At 56.4% G+C, this 17565-nt stretch carries 11 protein-coding genes; 10 read left to right on the plus strand and 1 reads right to left on the minus strand.

Translation table 11 applies throughout. The features are described from left to right. Positions 1-127 precede the first annotated feature (127 nt). Complete coding sequence (locus U869_RS0103620) at positions 128-1081, minus strand: aldo/keto reductase (RefSeq protein ID WP_025121937.1); 954 nt, start codon at positions 1079-1081, stop codon at positions 128-130. 272 nt (positions 1082-1353) lie between these two features. On the opposite strand from U869_RS0103620, the gene U869_RS0103625 reads away from it, so the two are divergent. From U869_RS0103625 to manD, 10 genes are all read left to right on the plus strand, one after another. Further along, entirely contained in the window at positions 1354-2616 is a 1263-nt protein-coding gene (locus U869_RS0103625) for an MdtA/MuxA family multidrug efflux RND transporter periplasmic adaptor subunit (protein ID WP_025121938.1), read from the plus strand. Beyond that, positions 2616-5735, plus strand: coding sequence for an MdtB/MuxB family multidrug efflux RND transporter permease subunit (locus U869_RS0103630; RefSeq protein WP_025121939.1), 3120 nt, complete (start codon positions 2616-2618; stop codon positions 5733-5735). Before U869_RS0103625 ends, U869_RS0103630 begins: the two co-directional genes overlap by 1 nt. Continuing rightward, a complete protein-coding gene (gene mdtC / locus U869_RS0103635) occupies positions 5732-8812 on the plus strand; it encodes a multidrug efflux RND transporter permease subunit MdtC (RefSeq protein WP_025121940.1) in 3081 nt (1026 codons plus the stop codon). The genes U869_RS0103630 and mdtC overlap by 4 nt, the downstream gene beginning before the upstream one ends. 34 nt (positions 8813-8846) lie before the next feature. Then, a complete protein-coding gene (locus U869_RS0103640; protein WP_025121941.1) occupies positions 8847-10292 on the plus strand; it encodes an MFS transporter in 1446 nt (481 codons plus the stop codon). Further along, positions 10289-11665, plus strand: coding sequence for a two-component system sensor histidine kinase BaeS (gene baeS, locus U869_RS0103645; protein WP_025121942.1), 1377 nt, complete (start codon positions 10289-10291; stop codon positions 11663-11665). Before U869_RS0103640 ends, baeS begins: the two co-directional genes overlap by 4 nt. 12 nt (positions 11666-11677) lie before the next feature. Continuing rightward, complete coding sequence (gene baeR, locus U869_RS0103650; RefSeq protein WP_025121943.1) at positions 11678-12394, plus strand: two-component system response regulator BaeR; 717 nt, start codon at positions 11678-11680, stop codon at positions 12392-12394. A gap of 270 nt (positions 12395-12664) precedes the next feature. Further along, positions 12665-13003, plus strand: coding sequence for a YegP family protein (locus U869_RS0103655; protein WP_025121944.1), 339 nt, complete (start codon positions 12665-12667; stop codon positions 13001-13003). A gap of 179 nt (positions 13004-13182) precedes the next feature. Further along, entirely contained in the window at positions 13183-14535 is a 1353-nt protein-coding gene (gene yegQ / locus U869_RS0103660) for a tRNA 5-hydroxyuridine modification protein YegQ (RefSeq protein WP_025121945.1), read from the plus strand. A gap of 535 nt (positions 14536-15070) precedes the next feature. Continuing rightward, entirely contained in the window at positions 15071-15970 is a 900-nt protein-coding gene (gene yegS / locus U869_RS0103665) for a lipid kinase YegS (protein WP_025121946.1), read from the plus strand. A gap of 371 nt (positions 15971-16341) precedes the next feature. After that, on the plus strand, positions 16342-17556 hold the full coding sequence (gene manD / locus U869_RS0103670; RefSeq protein ID WP_025121947.1) for a D-mannonate dehydratase ManD: 1215 nt from the start codon (positions 16342-16344) through the stop codon (positions 17554-17556). Positions 17557-17565 lie beyond the last annotated feature (9 nt).

The following is a 17565-nucleotide window of genomic DNA, read 5'->3' on the forward strand; positions in this document are numbered from 1 at the left end:
GGATGAGGAGCAATCGGATTTACTGATGCGAACTCTTTACTTCCAAAAGAGCAGGGGCTAACAACTCCCTCTCCCTGTGGGAGAGGGTTGGGGTGAGGGGGATCGACTAGCCTTGTCCAGAAGAGAATTACCAGGCGCTCGCTTCATCCAACGCCTTGATATCCTCGGCAGTCAATTGCAGGCGTGTTGCACTCACCAGCTCATCCAACTGGGCTAGCGAGGTGGCACTGACGATCGGCGCGGTGATACTCGGGCGGGCGATCAGCCAGGCCAACGAGATCTGTGCGGGTGTGGTCTGGTGTTTCTCCGCCAGCAGATCGAGCGCCGCCAGAATGCGGAAACCGCGCGGGTTCAGATAACGTGACACGATAGTATCCCCACGCTGGCTTTTACCCACATCCTGCTCGCTGCGATATTTGCCGGTCAGGAAGCCGCTGGCCAACGAGAAGAAGTTGATCACTCCCAAGTCATGCTGCTGCGCCACCGCTTCCAGCGCTTGTTCGTAGCCTTCACGGGCATACAGATTGTATTCCGGTTGCAGGGTTTCATAACGCGCCAACCCGTTCTGCTCACTGACTTTCAACGCTTCCACCAGCCGATCCGCCTGATAGTTGGAAGCGCCAATGGCTCGCACTTTCCCGGCCTTGATCAGTTCATCGAACGCCGCCAGGGTTTCCGCCAGCGGAGTGTCCTGATCATCATCATGGGACTGATAAAGATCGATATAATCGGTTTGCAAACGGCGCAATGAAGCTTCGACCGCCTGACGAATATAGCGCGGTGACAGGCCTTGCTTGCCCTCACCCATCGGTTTGCCCACTTTGGTCGCAATGATCACCTGATCGCGCTTGCCGCTTTTCTTCAGCCAGTTACCGATCACCGTTTCCGATTCACCACCTTGATTGCCCGGCGCCCAACTCGAATAAACGTCGGCGGTATCGATAAAATTCAGCTGATTGGCCACCAGCGCATCCAGCAGGCTGAAAGATGTAGCAGCATCAGCCGTCCAACCAAATACGTTGCCGCCAAAAGTCAGCGGTGGAACCAGAATGCCGGAACGGCCCAGCTCTTTCTTGCTCATGATGTTGCTCCTGAGGGAAAAGGGAAAATGTCCCCTGAATTATTAGCGCGAAAACGGCCGGAATGCTAAAACCAATCGGTTATATGTCAGAAAATGTATAGATAAGCGTAGTTTCGGTTAAATAGACATTCTCCTCCGATAAACCTGACGTTTCCTCCATATTTCCTTCATTTTTACACCGCGCCTGCTCGCTAAACTAGTATCCTGTAAGGAGTATCACTTTTGGCAATTGATTGCCCGCACGACTGTCTCTGGAGAGAATGTTCAACGTCATGAATACAAAATCAAAACGCCGCTCACTGTTACTGCGCCTACTGGCCATCGTAATCGCGGTACTTGCCGCCATTCTGCTCTGGCGCCACTTTAGCGCGCCACAAGCTACCGACGCAGCGCCAGGTGCACACCAGGCGGGCTCAAGCCCAGCAGGTGCCGCAGGTAGGGCCGGTGGTAGACGAGGCGCCCCGATGTCTCCGGTACAGGCAGCCACCGCCGTAGAGCAAAGTGTGCCACGTTTCCTCTCTGGGTTAGGTACCGCCATCGCAGCCAATACCGTCACCGTGACCAGCCGTGTCGATGGCCAACTAATGGCCATCCACTTTACTGAAGGCCAGCAGGTCAAAGCTGGCGATTTGCTGGTTGAGATCGACCCACGTCCTTACGAAGTGCAATTAACCCAGGCACTGGGGCAGTTAGCCAAAGATCAGGCAACGTTGGCCAATGCCAAACGCGACCTAGCCCGTTACCAGCAGTTGGCAAAAACCAATCTGGTCTCACGCCAGGAGCTGGATACCCAGGAGTCGCTGGTACGCCAGACCGAAGGAGCGATCAAGGCCGATCAAGGCGCGGTCGACAGCGCCAAGCTGCAAATAACCTACAGCAAGATCACTGCGCCAATTGATGGCCGCGTGGGGCTGAAATTGGTGGATGTGGGCAATTACATCGCCAGCGGCAGCACCACCGGCATTGTGGTGATCACCCAAACGCATCCGATCGATGTGGTATTCACCCTGCCTGAGAGCAATATCGCCGATCTGGTCAAAGCACAGAAGGCGGGCACGGTAAGCGTTGAAGCCTGGGATCGCACCAATCAGCAACTGTTAACCACCGGGGAATTATTGAGCCTGGATAACCAGATCGATGTCGCGACGGGTACCATCAAACTGAAGGCTCGCTTCGCTAACCAAGACGATGCGCTGTTCCCCAATCAGTTCGTTAACGCCCGCCTGAAGGTCGCCACCCTGCAAAATGCGGTGGTGATCCCGACCGCTGCGCTGCAAATGGGCAACGAAGGCAACTTCGTCTGGATCCTGAGCGCAGACAACAAGGTCAGCAAACATCTGGTGACCGCCGGTATTCAGGATAGCCAGCAGGTGGTGATTAGCACCGGCGTCAATGTGGGCGACCGCGTCGTTACCGATGGTATCGATCGTCTGACCGACGGCATGCAGGTTGAGGTGGTGACGCCTCATAACACCGCTGCCGCACCAACCACGGAACCACCGAAACACCGCGGCAAACCTCAGGGGAATTCCTGATGCAGTCGATGCCTCCTCATAGCGGTGGCGGGCCTTCCCGCCTGTTTATTCTGCGTCCGGTTGCCACCACGCTATTTATGTTGGCGATCCTGTTGGCCGGGATTATCGGCTATCGTTCACTGCCGGTTTCCGCCTTACCGGAAGTGGATTACCCCACCATCCAGATCGTCACACTCTACCCTGGTGCCAGTCCAGACGTGGTCACTTCGGCGATCACCGCACCGCTGGAGCGCCAGTTCGGCCAGATGTCCGGCCTTAAGCAGATGGCTTCACAGAGTTCCGGCGGCGCATCGGTGATCACCCTGCAATTCCAGCTTGAACTGCCGCTGGACGTTGCCGAACAGGAAGTACAGGCGGCCATCAATGCCGCCACCAACCTGCTGCCCAGCGATCTGCCCTACCCGCCGATTTACAGCAAGGTTAACCCTGCCGATCCGCCTATTCTGACGCTGGCCGTCACCTCAACCGCCATGCCGATGACCCAGGTAGAAGACATGGTGGAAACTCGGGTGGCGCAAAAGATTTCTCAGGTCACCGGGGTCGGTCTGGTCACCATTTCCGGTGGTCAACGTCCGGCCGTGCGGGTGAAACTCAATGCCACGGCGGTCGCCGCCTATGGGCTCGATAGCGAAACCATTCGCACCGCCATCAGTAACGCCAACGTCAACTCAGCCAAAGGTAGCCTGGACGGCCCGACGCGTTCGGTCACGCTATCCGCCAACGATCAGATGAAAACCGCCGAGGATTACCGCCAGCTGATTATCGCCTATCAGAACGGCGCGGCTATCCGCCTGCAAGATATCGCCACCATTGAGCAAGGGGCTGAAAACAACCGTCTGGCGGCCTGGGCCAATAAAGAGCAGGCCATCGTGCTGAATATTCAGCGCCAGCCGGGCGTCAACGTAATCACCACCGCCGACAGCATCCGCGAGATGCTGCCAGAGCTGATCAAGAGCCTGCCAAAGTCGGTGGATGTGAAAGTGTTGACCGACCGCACTACCACCATCCGCGCCTCGGTCAACGACGTGCAGTTTGAGCTGTTACTGGCGATCGCCCTGGTGATCATGGTCATCTACGTCTTCCTGCGTAACGTTCCGGCCACCATTATCCCAAGCGTGGCGGTCCCGCTTTCCCTGGTGGGCACCTTTGCCGCCATGTATTTCCTCGATTTTTCCATCAACAACCTGACGTTGATGGCGCTGACCATCGCCACCGGCTTTGTAGTGGATGACGCCATCGTGGTGATCGAGAACATCTCCCGCTATATCGAAAAAGGCGAAAAGCCACTCGATGCGGCACTGAAAGGGGCCGGAGAGATCGGCTTTACCATTATCTCGCTGACCTTCTCGCTGGTGGCAGTGCTGATCCCGCTGCTGTTCATGGGCGATATCGTTGGCCGTCTGTTCCGCGAGTTTGCCGTGACGCTGGCTGTGGCGATCCTGATTTCCGCACTGGTCTCGCTGACGCTGACGCCGATGATGTGTGCCCGCATGCTCAGCCATGAGTCGCTGCGTAAGCAAAACCGTTTCTCTCGCGCCTCTGAGCGCTTCTTTGACCGGGTGATCGCCCAGTACGGCGTATGGCTGAAAGTGGTGCTGAACCATCAATGGCTGACGTTAGGCGTCGTCTTCGGCACCATGGCACTGACCGTGTTGCTGTACCTACTGATGCCGAAAGGCTTCTTCCCGGTGCAGGACAACGGCATCATCCAGGGCACGTTGGAAGCGCCGCAGAGCGTTTCATTCAGCAATATGGCCGAACGCCAGCAGCAGGTGGCAGCCGAAATCCTCAAGGATCCGGCGGTAGAAAGCCTGACCTCCTTTGTCGGTGTGGATGGCAGTAACGCTACGCTCAACAGTGGCCGTTTGCAGATCAACCTGAAGCCGCTGAGTGAACGTAGCGATCGCATCCCGGCGATCATTGCCCGCCTGCAACAACAGACAACACAGTTCCCCGGTGTGAAACTCTATCTGCAACCGGTGCAGGATCTGACTATCGATACCCAAGTGAGCCGTACTCAGTACCAGTTCACCCTACAGGCCATGTCGCTGGATGATCTCAGCCTGTGGGTACCGAAGCTAATGGCCGAATTGCAGCAGGCACCGCAACTGAGCGAAGTAACCAGCAACTGGCAGGATCAGGGGTTGGTGGCCTATGTGAATGTGGATCGAGACTCGGCCTCACGCCTTGGCATCACCATGAGCGATGTCGATAGCGCGCTGTATAATGCCTTCGGGCAGCGCCTGATCTCGACCATTTACACCCAGGCCAACCAATATCGGGTGGTGCTGGAACATGATGTCTCCACCACGCCGGGGCTTAGCGCGTTAAATAATATCCGGCTGACCAGCAGCAACGGCACCATCGTGCCACTGAACACCATTGCCAAAGTAGAAGAGCGCTTCGGTCCGCTGTCGATCAACCATCTCGATCAGTTCCCGTCCGCCACGGTGTCATTCAACGTGGCCGGTAATTACTCGCTCGGGGAAGCGGTGGAGGCGATCACTCAGGCAGAGAAAGACCTCAACATGCCGAAAGATATCACTACCCAGTTCCAGGGCGCCACGTTGGCGTTCCAGGCCGCGCTTGGTAGCACGCTATGGCTGATCCTGGCGGCGGTGGTGGCGATGTATATCGTGCTGGGCGTGCTGTATGAGAGCTTTATCCACCCGGTGACCATCCTTTCCACCCTGCCGACTGCCGGTGTCGGGGCGCTGCTGGCGCTTATGCTGTCCGGCCATGAACTGGATGTGATCGCCATTATCGGCATCATCTTGCTGATCGGCATCGTCAAAAAGAACGCCATCATGATGATCGACTTTGCGCTGGCCGCCGAGCGTGAACAAGGGATGACTCCGTACGACGCCATCTATCAGGCTTGCCTGCTGCGTTTCCGGCCAATACTGATGACCACGCTGGCCGCACTGCTGGGGGCATTGCCACTGATGCTGAGTACCGGCGTCGGGGCCGAACTACGCCGTCCGCTGGGCGTCTGTATGGTCGGTGGTCTGGTGATGAGCCAGATCCTGACGCTGTTCACCACGCCGGTGATTTACCTGCTGTTTGATAAATTGGCGCGCAACACTCGCCGCCAGCCAGAGCCGCAGGAGTTGCCGTGAAATTCTTCGCCCTGTTTATCTATCGGCCGGTCGCCACCACGCTGCTGACGCTGGCGATCGCTATCGCCGGGATAATTGGCTTTAAGCTGCTACCGGTGTCGCCATTGCCGCAGGTGGATTTCCCGGTGATCTCCATCAGTGCTTCCTTGCCGGGTGCCGATCCAGAGACCATGGCATCCTCAGTGGCTACGCCGTTGGAACGTGCATTAGGCCGCATCGCCGGGGTCAATGAGATGACCTCGATGAGCTCGCTCGGCAGCACACGGGTGATTTTGCAGTTCGATCTCGATCGCGATATCAACGGGGCAGCGCGTGACGTACAGGCGGCGATTAACGCCGCCCAAAGCCTGTTGCCTACCGGTATGCCAAGCCGCCCAACCTACCGCAAGGTCAATCCGTCCGACGCGCCGATCATGATCCTGACGCTGACTTCGGATACCTACAACCAAGGGCAGTTGTATGACTTCGCTTCGACGCAGCTGGCGCAGAAGATTGCCCAGACTGAGGGGGTGGGCGATGTCTCGGTCGGCGGCAGCTCCTTGCCTGCCGTTCGCGTGGAACTCAATCCCGGCGCTCTGTTTAATCAGGGGATCTCACTGGATGCGGTGCGGCAAACCATCGCCAACGCCAACGTGCGCCGCCCACAAGGCGCGGTAGATGACCCACAGCAACGCTGGCAGATCCAGGCCAACGACGAACTGAAAACCGCGGCGGCTTACCAGCCGTTGGTCATCCACTACAACAATGGTGCCGCGGTGCGCCTGAGTGACGTGGCCAACGTCATCGATTCGGTGCAGGACGTACGCAACGCCGGGATGACCAACGCCAAACCGGCCATCATTCTGGCCATCAGCCGCGCCCCCGACGCCAATATCATTGAAACCGTGGATCGTATCCGCGCCGAGTTGCCCGCGCTGCAAGAGAACATCCCCGCCTCGATCGAATTGAGTATCGCCCAGGATCGTTCACCAACGATCCGTGCCTCGTTGGCTGAGGTGGAGCAATCCCTGGTGATCGCCATCGGCCTGGTGATCCTGGTGGTGTTTATCTTCCTGCGTTCTGGCCGCGCGACGCTGATCCCTGCAGTGGCCGTGCCGGTATCCTTGATTGGTTCGTTTGCCGCCATGTACCTGTGCGGCTTCAGCCTGAATAACCTGTCGTTAATGGCGCTGACCATCGCCACCGGTTTTGTGGTGGATGACGCCATCGTGGTGCTGGAAAACATTTCGCGCCACGTCGAGGCCGGAATGAAACCGATCAAGGCCGCCCTGCAAGGGGTGCGAGAGGTTGGTTTCACCGTGCTTTCCATGAGCGTATCGCTGGTGGCGGTGTTTATACCATTACTGTTTATGGCCGGTTTGCCGGGGAGGCTATTCCGCGAATTTGCCGTGACGCTGTCGGTCTCGATCGGGCTTTCACTGCTGGTTTCACTGACGCTGACGCCGATGATGTGCGCCTACCTGCTGCGTTACCAGCCCGCGCGTGAACAGCGACGTATCCGGGGTTTTGGCCGCCTGTTGCTGGGGTTGCAACAGGGTTATGGACGTTCGCTCAACTGGGTGTTGGGCCATTCGCGCTGGGTATTGGCAGTGTTCCTGGCCACCATCGCCATCAACGTCTGGCTGTATATCAGTATTCCCAAAACCTTCTTCCCCGAGCAGGATACCGGACGCCTGATGGGCTTTATCCAGGCCGACCAGAGCATTTCGTTCCAGGCGATGAGCGTCAAACTGCAAGACTTTATGCGGATCGTCCGGGAAGACAAGGACGTGGATAACGTCACTGGTTTCACCGGCGGTTCACGCACCAACAGCGGCTCGATGTTTATTTCCCTCAAACCGCTGTCGGAACGTACCGATGACGCCCAGAAGGTGATTGCCCGCCTGCGTGCCAAGCTGGCGAAAGAGCCGGGAGCCAGCCTGTTCCTGATGGCGGTGCAGGATATCCGCGTCGGCGGCAGACAGGCCAACGCCAGTTACCAATACACGCTGTTGGCCGACGATCTGGGCGCACTGCGCGAATGGGAGCCGAAGATCCGGGTTGCACTGGCAGCACTGCCGGAGCTGGCGGACGTCAACTCCGATCAGCAGGACAAAGGCTCGGAAATGGATTTGACCTACGATCGCGAAACCATGTCGCGGCTGGGCATTTCAGTTAGTGACGCCAACAACCTGCTCAACAACGCTTTCGGCCAGCGCCAGATCTCCACCATTTATCAGCCGCTCAACCAGTACAAAGTGGTGATGGAAGTCGCTCCGCCGTATACCCAGGACGTCAGCTCGCTGGATAAAATGTTTGTGATTAACAGCACTGGCCAGGCGATCCCACTATCTTACTTTGCCCAATGGCGGCCAGCCAACGCTCCGCTGTCGGTCAACCATCAGGGTCTGTCGGCAGCTTCGACCATCTCGTTCAACTTGCCGGACGGCGGCAGTCTGTCCGAAGCGACGGCGGCCGTCGAACGCACCATGACCCAGTTGGGCGTACCTTCCACCGTGCGGGGTTCGTTTGCCGGTACCGCCCAGGTATTCCAGGAAACGCTGAAGTCACAGCTGTTCCTGATCGCGGCGGCTATCGCCACGGTGTATATCGTGCTGGGGATCCTGTATGAGAGCTACATCCATCCGCTGACCATTCTGTCCACGCTGCCTTCTGCCGGCGTCGGGGCATTGTTGGCGCTGGAGCTGTTTGGCGCGCCCTTTAGCCTGATTGCGCTAATAGGTATTATGCTGTTGATTGGTATCGTCAAAAAGAACGCCATCATGATGGTCGACTTTGCCCTGGATGCACAACGCAACGGTGGGATCAGTGCCCGTGAGGCGATCTTCCAGGCTTGCCTGCTGCGTTTTCGCCCCATCATGATGACGACGTTGGCAGCCCTGTTCGGGGCATTGCCGCTGGTGCTGTCGAGCGGTGACGGGGCAGAACTGCGCCAACCGCTGGGGATCACCATCGCCGGGGGCCTGATAATGAGCCAATTGTTGACGCTGTATACCACTCCGGTGATCTATCTGTATTTCGACCGCCTACAGATGAAGTTCCGTCGTGGCAAAAAACTGGCACCGCTGCCTCACTAACCGGCAGCAACATGAGAGATAAAGAGCCAATGAGATGAACATCAAACCAAGTGCCCCGATAGGCTCTACCTCGGTGCAATGGCAGCTGTGGATCGTGGCGTTTGGCTTCTTTATGCAGACGCTGGATACCACCATCGTCAATACCGCGTTGCCCTCCATGGCCGCCAGCCTGGGGGAAAACCCACTGCGCATGCAGTCGGTGATTGTCTCCTATGTGCTGACGGTGGCGGTGATGCTGCCTGCCAGCGGCTGGTTGGCGGATCGGGTAGGCGTCAAACGGGTGTTCTTCAGCGCCATCGTGCTGTTCACGCTCGGCTCAATCCTGTGTGCCCGTTCGGAAACCCTCAGCGAGCTGGTAGCCTCCCGCGTAATACAAGGTATCGGTGGCGCGATGATGGTACCGGTTGGCAGGCTGACGGTGATGAAAATCGTGCCACGCGAGCAGTATATGGCGGCGATGACCTTCGTCACCCTACCCGGCCAGATCGGCCCGTTGATGGGCCCGGCGCTGGGTGGCTTTTTGGTGCAATACGCCAGTTGGCACTGGATCTTCCTGATCAACATTCCCGTCGGTATCGCCGGAGCTATCGCCACCGCGCTGCTGATGCCCAATTACACTATGCAGACCCGACGCTTCGATATCAGCGGCTTTATCATGTTGGCGATCGGCATGGCCACGCTGACGCTGGCGCTCGACGGGCATAAAGGTATGGGGCTTTCTTCTGCCACCATCACCGGGCTGGTGGCGATGGGTTGCGCAGCGCTGGCTGGCTACTGGTGGCACGCCCGTGGTAACAGCCGGGCCCTGTTCTCCCTACGATTATTCAAGACGGAAACCTACCGCGTCGGCCTGACCGGTAGCCTGTTGGGGCGCATTGGCAGCGGTATGTTGCCGTTTATGACTCCGCTATTTCTACAGATCGGCATGGGATTCTCCCCGTTCCACGCCGGGCTGATGATGATCCCGATGATCATCGGCAGCATGGGCATGAAGCGCATCGTGGTACAGGTCGTTAACCGCTATGGCTACCGTAACGTGCTGGTAGCCGCCACGCTGATGCTGGCGCTGGTCACCCTGAGTTTCCCACTGGTAGCCATGCTGGGCTGGGTGTATCTGCTGCCGGTAGTGCTGTTCTTCCAGGGGATGGTAAACTCCCTGCGTTTCTCCGCCATGAATACCCTGACGCTGCAGGATCTGCCCGATCGGCTGGCCAGCAGCGGCAACAGCCTGCTGTCGATGGTAATGCAGCTTTCCATGAGCCTGGGCGTCAGTATTGCCGGGATCCTGATCGGCAGCTTTGCTCATCATCAGGTGGTGGCCGATAGCCCGGCCATCCACAGCGCCTTTATCTACAGCTACGGCTGTATGGCGCTGATTATCGCCCTGCCCGCACTGGCCTTCGCCCGGGTTCCGACCGACATCGCCCCCAACCGCACGTTGACCAAAGAGCCGGGCACCGGCTCGACGAGGATGCAATGAGAATTGGCATTACCGGCAAGCTGTTTATGGCGATCCTCGCCACCTGCATGTTGGTGTTAATCACCATGCACTGGGGCGTACGCGTCAGCTTTGAACGGGGTTTTATCGACTATATCAAGCACAGCAATGAGCAGCGCATCAGCATGCTCGGCGACGCATTGGAAGATCAGTATCGCCGCCATGGCAACTGGGAGTTTCTGCGTAACAACGATCAGGTGGTGTTTCAGATCATGCGCTCGTTTGAACAGAACAGCGACAGCAGCCACAATCTGCCGCCCAAAGGTTGGCGCACCCAGTTCTGGGTAGTGGATAGCCAGTATCACAAACTGGTCGGTTCTTCAGCCCCGATCCCCAGAGAGAATGAGAGCACCCGCCATCCCATTCATTTCAATAATCAGATCGTCGGCTGGGTGGTAGCTACCCCGCCGGAAAAACTGACGCGCAACGCGGATATCAACTTCGATCGCCAACAGCGGCGCACCAGTTGGATGATCGTCGCGCTCTCTACCTTGTTGGCCGCAGCGGTGACCTGGTTGATGTCGCGCGGACTGCTGGCACCGGTTAAGCGCCTGGTCGGCGGTACTCATCGCCTGGCGGCGGGTGATTTCAGCGCCCGGGTGGCGGTCAGCAGCCAGGATGAGCTGGGTAGACTGGCGCAGGATTTCAACCAACTTGCGACCTCGCTGGAAAAGAACGAACAGATGCGGCGGGCATTTATGGCGGATATCTCGCATGAGTTACGCACCCCACTGGCAGTACTGCGTGGTGAGCTGGAGGCGCTGCAAGACGGCGTTCGCCAGCCAACGCCAGCCTCGCTCAGTTCGCTACAGGCGGAAGTCTCGACCCTCACCAAGCTGGTAGACGACCTGCACCAGCTGTCACTTTCCGACCTCGGTGCCCTCGCCTACCGCAAATTACCAGTAGATTGCGTGCATCTGGTGCAGATTGCGGTAGCGGCCTTCCGTGAGCGTTTTCACGCTAAACAGTTGGAAATCGTCACTTATCTACCGGAACAGATGCCATTGTTTGGCGATCCCGATCGTTTAAACCAACTGTTCAACAATCTGTTGGAAAACAGCCTGCGCTATACCGATGCCGGGGGTCGGCTGGAGATTGGCATCGAGCGCCTGCCGGGAACGGTGAGAATTTATTGGCAAGACAGTGCCCCAGGCGTGAATGACGAACAGTTGGCGCGCATCTTCGAACGCTTTTATCGTACCGAAGGATCGCGTAACCGTGCCAGCGGCGGTTCAGGGTTAGGCTTGTCTATCTGCCAGAACATTGTTGAGGCACACGGCGGCGAGATCCGCGCACAACACTCGCCTTTCGGCGGCGTGCGCATTACAGTAGATTTCCCCACCTTTGGTGAATAACAAGGCGTTGTAATGGAAAACTCAAATCAGCCACTACAGATCATGATTGTGGAAGATGAACCCAAGCTGGGCCAACTGTTGGTGGATTATCTGCAAGCCGCTGGCTATGCCACCCGCTGGCTGAGCAACGGCAGCGAAGTGATCCCGGCGGTGCATGAGCATCCACCAGCGCTTATTTTGCTGGATCTGATGTTACCGGGCAGTGATGGCTTAACCGTTTGCCGCGAACTGCGCCGCTTTACCGATATTCCCATCATGATGGTGACCGCTAAAATCGAGGAGATCGACCGCCTGCTAGGGCTGGAGATCGGAGCAGATGACTACATCTGCAAGCCATATAGCCCGCGAGAAGTGGTGGCCAGGGTGAAAACCATATTGCGCCGTTGCTATCGGCCTTTAGAACATAGCGACGATGAGGCCCTGTTGCATATTGATGAGCCGCGCTTCCAAGCCAGCTATCAGGGTCATATTCTGGATCTGACGCCAGCGGAATTCCGTCTGCTGAAAACCCTGGCCTGCCAACCGGGCAACGTATTTTCGCGCGAGCAGTTGTTGAACAACCTGTACGACGATTACCGGGTGGTGACCGATCGCACCATCGATAGCCATATTAAAAACCTACGCCGCAAGTTAGAGCTGATCGATGGCGACAAGGCGTTTATTCGTTCTGTCTACGGGGTAGGCTACCGTTGGGAAGCGGAGCAGTGCCGGTTGGTCAATGGGCTATGACGCTTTAACCATGTAGAGACAACGGCTTAACGGGCGCAGCATGCAGCGCCCCTACGTACTGAGACCGACATCGGTTTGCCAGCAACCCCATCTGTTTTTTGTTCTTTTTATCAACACACATCTTAGCAACCCACTTATCCCGCTAAAAGCATCAGCACAAAAAGTCACCAATTTCTGTGCACTGGCGCGCAATACTTCCCTGTGGCAAAAACGCTTTTCAAAGCATTAGCTACACTTATCTCACTTATCAGAACCTACTGGAGAAATACCATGGCAACCGGACATTATGAACTGACAAAATCGAGCAACGGGCAGTATCACTTCAACCTGAAAGCCAGCAACGGCGAGATCATTCTCTCCAGCGAGATGTATGCCAGCAAAGCCTCGGCGGAAAACGGTATCGCCTCCGTGCAGATCAATTCGCCCCACGAGGCGCAGTTTGAAATGAAAACCAGCAGCAATAACAAACCCTATTTCGTGTTAAAAGCCAAAAACCATCAGGTGATTGGTACCAGCCAGATGTACAGTTCGGAAAGCGCGGCGAAAAACGGCATTCAGTCGGTGATTAAAAATGGCCCCACTACCGACGTGCGAGACTTGAGTGCCTGATCCCATCCCGCCTACGCGCGGTTCTGGCTGCCGCGCGATTTTTCTAATGATGAAGATCAATCTCCCCTGAAAATTTCCGGTTAATTGCTGATTTCTTGCCGGGCTGCCGTTACAATCCCCCGCTTTCACTGCGCCATTGGGTGGCGTGGTGCTGACCTGAAATCAGACCGAGAATCACTATGTTTACTCCAGAACTCCTTTCCCCAGCGGGAACGCTGAAAAACATGCGTTACGCCTTTGCCTATGGTGCCGATGCGGTTTACGCCGGCCAGCCACGTTATAGCCTGCGGGTACGCAACAACGAATTTAACCACGAGAACCTACAGCTGGGGATTAACGAAGCCCACACGCTAGGCAAGAAATTCTACGTAGTGGTTAACATCGCGCCGCACAATGCCAAACTGAAAACCTTCCTGCGTGACCTGAAACCCGTGATCGATATGGGCCCAGATGCGCTGATCATGTCCGACCCCGGTTTGATCATGATGGTACGCGAAGCCTTCCCGCAAATGGACATTCACCTCTCGGTGCAGGCCAACGCGGTCAACTGGGCAACGGTGAAGTTCTGGCAGCAGATGGGCCTGACCCGGGTGATCCTTTCCCGCGAGCTATCGTTGGATGAAGTGGCGGAAATCCGCAGCCAGGTGCCAGAAATGGAGCTGGAGATCTTCGTGCATGGCGCGCTGTGCATGGCCTACTCCGGCCGCTGCCTGCTTTCCGGCTACCTCAATAAGCGCGATCCTAACCAAGGGACTTGCACCAATGCCTGCCGCTGGCAGTACAAGGCGGAAGAAGGTAAAGAAGACGATACCGGCAACATCGTGCACATGCATGAGCCGATCCCGGTGCAAAACGTCGAGCCGACGCTGGGCCTTGGCGCACCGACCGATAAAGTGTTTATGCTTTCCGAAGCGCAGAAACCCGGCGAGTACATGAGCGCGTTCGAGGACGAGCACGGCACTTACATCATGAACTCCAAAGATCTGCGGGCCATCCAGCACGTGGAGCGCCTCACCCAGCTGGGTGTACACTCGCTTAAAATTGAAGGCCGTACCAAGTCTTTCTATTACTGCGCTCGTACCGCGCAGGTTTATCGTCGAGCCATTGACGATGCCGTTGCCGGTAAACCCTTCGATCCTAGCCTGTTAACCACGCTGGAAGGCCTGGCTCACCGTGGCTATACCGAGGGCTTCCTGCGTCGCCATACGCATGACTCTCACCAAAATTACGATTACGGTGCCTCTCTTTCCGAGCTGCAACAGTTTGTCGGGGAATTTACCGGCGTGCGCCGTAACGGCTGGGCGGAAGTGGATGTCAAAAACAAATTCCTGGTCGGCGACAGCGTAGAAATGATGACACCAGGTGGTAACGTGTTGTTTAATTTGGAAAGTCTGCAAAACAAGAAGGGCGAAGCGATCGATGTCGCGCCGGGTAATGGCCATATCGTTTATTTGCCAATCCCCGAGGATATCGACCTCGATTATGCGTTACTGATCCGTAATTTGCCGAAAGACGCTAGCCAGGCTGGCTAACTTTTTTATCGCCACCCGCCCGGGTGGCAATTTTTGGCAAAATATTAGAATCAGATCACATCAATTAGCGTGCGGCTTGGTTATTATCAGGCTGCTTAAAACTAACAACGAAAATATTTGCATAGCAATACTAGGAACCACCTCCTTAGCCAGCCCAATCTCCCTTGGGTTGGCCTTTTCTTTTTTTCCTGTTTAAATTCAATTAACTGAAATTCTATTGGCTATTTTTAGGATGTTTCTTGCAATGTAGCTATTGGCTAATCATTCCTGTTGCAATATATAAATTCTTCTATAGCGATTAATGAATTCGTTAATACGAACGCTTATCTCTCTCGCACAACAAAGATATTACTCCCATTGGGCATTGACGAAATAAATATCCTCCAGCGACTTCACCCGGCATTACCTGAATATTCTTATGGCCCACCACCAAGTTGTAGTTTATCGTTAACAGCCTACGTCAGGGTAAAACAACTGGGAAGCCTCACTTGGCCCCCCTTGAAGGCCGATTCGTTTTTCACCACAAGGATCAGGAATGCACCATTATTCACCAGCACTGCTTATCATCAACGGTAAAAGCTCCGGTAACGAGGAAGTTCGCGCAGCGGTGAACATGTTGCGCCATGAGGGCCAGACTCTACATGTTCGCGTTACCTGGGAACTGGGTGACGCAGCTCGCTACGTCAAAGAGGCCAGCCAGCTAAAGGTGGAAACCGTGATCGCCGGTGGCGGCGACGGCACGATCAACGAGGTTGCTGCCGCATTGGCACAACTCCCCGCAGAGGAACGCCCGATACTAGGCATCTTACCGCTGGGGACCGCCAACGATTTTGCTACCGCCTGCTCTATCCCGTTACAACCTGATTTAGCCTTGCAGTTGGCCATCAAGGGTCGGGCGGTACCGATCGATCTGGCCAAGGTGAACGACGAACGCTATTTCATCAACATGGCGACCGGCGGTTTTGGTACCCGCATCACCACCGAAACCCCGGAGAAACTGAAGGCCGCGCTGGGCGGCGTATCTTATTTCATCCACGGCCTGCTGCGCCTGGATGCGTTGAAAGCCGACAGCTGCGAGATCCGCGGGCCTGATTTCTATTGGGCCGGAGAAGCGCTGGTGATTGGGATCGGCAACGGCAGGCAGGCCGGAGGCGGCCAAAAACTCTGCCCTGGCGCACTGATCAACGATGGTTTATTGCAGGTGCGCCTGCTCACCGCCGAAGAGTTGCTGCCGACATTGGTGGGCATTCTGTTCAGCGGCGAGGAAAATTCCCACGTCGTCGATGCCTCATTGCCATGGCTGGAGATCACCGCACCGCATGACATCACCTTCAATCTTGATGGCGAGCCACTGAAGGGCCGCGATTTCCGCATCGAGGTGTTGCCTAATGCCATTGAGTGCCGTCTGCCGCCGAATTGTGACTTGCTGGAATAATCACGTTTCACCTCGGTGTAATTCCCCTCACCCTAACCCTCTCCCCAAGGAGAGGGGACTGTACGTGCCACAATTTAGCTCCTGCACCTGACCTCGGCTCGGAACCTGCCCCCTCTCCCAAAAACCAGTGCCCATGGGATCCCGCGCTATCTCGTGGGAGAGGGCTGGGGTGAGGGGCTCATACCGCTAATGGCCGACCACTCCTGAACACATCTGCGAACTAGGCTCCCTGTTTATCTACCGCCCTCAGCCTTCGATCCACGAATAATTGTGATCTCCCTCGGCAATTTCGCCAAATCATACTTGTATGGTAGTTAGTTCAAGGTTAATTTCCGCCCATACGTTATCAGCAAGAACAGGATGTGGAAGTCATGAAAATTGTTAAAGCCGAGGTGTTCGTCACCTGCCCAGGGCGAAATTTCGTCACCCTGAAGATCACTACCGATAGCGGGCTGACCGGGATCGGCGATGCGACCCTGAATGGTCGTGAACTGCCGGTAGCCTCTTACCTGGAAGATCACGTTTGCCCACAGTTGATCGGTCGTGATGCTCACCAGATCGAAGATATCTGGCAGTTCTTCTACAAAGGCGCGTACTGGCGTCGTGGCCCGGTGACCATGTCGGCCATCTCTGCTGTGGATACGGCGCTGTGGGATATCAAGGCCAAAGCGGCCAATATGCCGCTGTACCAACTGCTGGGCGGCGCTTCGCGTACCGGCGTCATGGTGTATTGCCACACCACTGGTCACTCGATTGACGAAGTGCTGGACGATTATGCCAAGCACAAAGAAATGGGCTTCAAAGCGATCCGCGCGCAATGTGGCGTGCCAGGGATGAAAACCACTTACGGCATGGCCAAGGGCAAAGGGTTGGCGTATGAGCCAGCCACCAAAGGCAACTGGCCGGAAGAGCAGTTATGGTCAACTGAGAAATACCTCGATTTCACCCCTAAACTGTTTGAAGCCGTGCGTAACAAATTCGGTTTCGACGAGCACCTGCTGCACGACATGCACCACCGCCTGACGCCGATCGAAGCCGCCCGCTTTGGCAAAAGCGTTGAGCAATACCGTCTGTTCTGGATGGAAGATCCAACCCCGACCGAGAACCAGGAATGCTTCCGCCTGATCCGCCAACATACCGTGACTCCGATTGCGGTGGGCGAAGTGTTCAACAGCATCTGGGATTGCAAACAGCTGATCGAAGAACAACTGATCGATTACATCCGCACCACCATCACCCACGCCGGGGGCATCACCGGGATGCGTCGTATCGCCGATTTCGCCTCGTTGTATCAGGTGCGTACCGGCTCACACGGCCCTTCCGATCTTTCGCCAATCTGCATGGCGGCGGCGTTGCACTTTGACCTGTGGGTGCCGAACTTCGGCGTGCAGGAATATATGGGCTACTCCGAACAGATGCTGGAAGTGTTCCCGCATAACTGGACGTTCGACAACGGCTATATGCATCCAGGCGAAAAACCAGGGTTAGGCATCGAGTTTGACGAGAAACTGGCTGCCAAATACCCCTACGATCCCGCCTACCTGCCGGTAGCACGCCTGGAAGACGGCACCCTGTGGAACTGGTAAACCGAGGAA

Source organism: Serratia sp. H1w, assembly GCF_000633355.1.
GTDB lineage: Bacteria > Pseudomonadota > Gammaproteobacteria > Enterobacterales > Enterobacteriaceae > Chania.

Bases quoted from the DNA above. Each gene is read 5' to 3' on its own strand.
- U869_RS0103620 (WP_025121937.1), bottom strand. From the start codon at position 1,081: ATGAGCAAGAAAGAGCTGGGCCGTTCCGGCATTCTGGTTCCACCGCTG.
- U869_RS0103625 (WP_025121938.1), top strand. From the start codon at position 1,354: ATGAATACAAAATCAAAACGCCGCTCACTGTTACTGCGCCTACTGGCC.
- U869_RS0103630 (WP_025121939.1), top strand. From the start codon at position 2,616: ATGCAGTCGATGCCTCCTCATAGCGGTGGCGGGCCTTCCCGCCTGTTT.
- U869_RS0103640 (WP_025121941.1), top strand. From the start codon at position 8,847: ATGAACATCAAACCAAGTGCCCCGATAGGCTCTACCTCGGTGCAATGG.
- baeS (WP_025121942.1), top strand. From the start codon at position 10,289: ATGAGAATTGGCATTACCGGCAAGCTGTTTATGGCGATCCTCGCCACC.
- baeR (WP_025121943.1), top strand. From the start codon at position 11,678: ATGGAAAACTCAAATCAGCCACTACAGATCATGATTGTGGAAGATGAA.
- U869_RS0103655 (WP_025121944.1), top strand. From the start codon at position 12,665: ATGGCAACCGGACATTATGAACTGACAAAATCGAGCAACGGGCAGTAT.
- yegQ (WP_025121945.1), top strand. From the start codon at position 13,183: ATGTTTACTCCAGAACTCCTTTCCCCAGCGGGAACGCTGAAAAACATG.
- yegS (WP_025121946.1), top strand. From the start codon at position 15,071: ATGCACCATTATTCACCAGCACTGCTTATCATCAACGGTAAAAGCTCC.
- manD (WP_025121947.1), top strand. From the start codon at position 16,342: ATGAAAATTGTTAAAGCCGAGGTGTTCGTCACCTGCCCAGGGCGAAAT.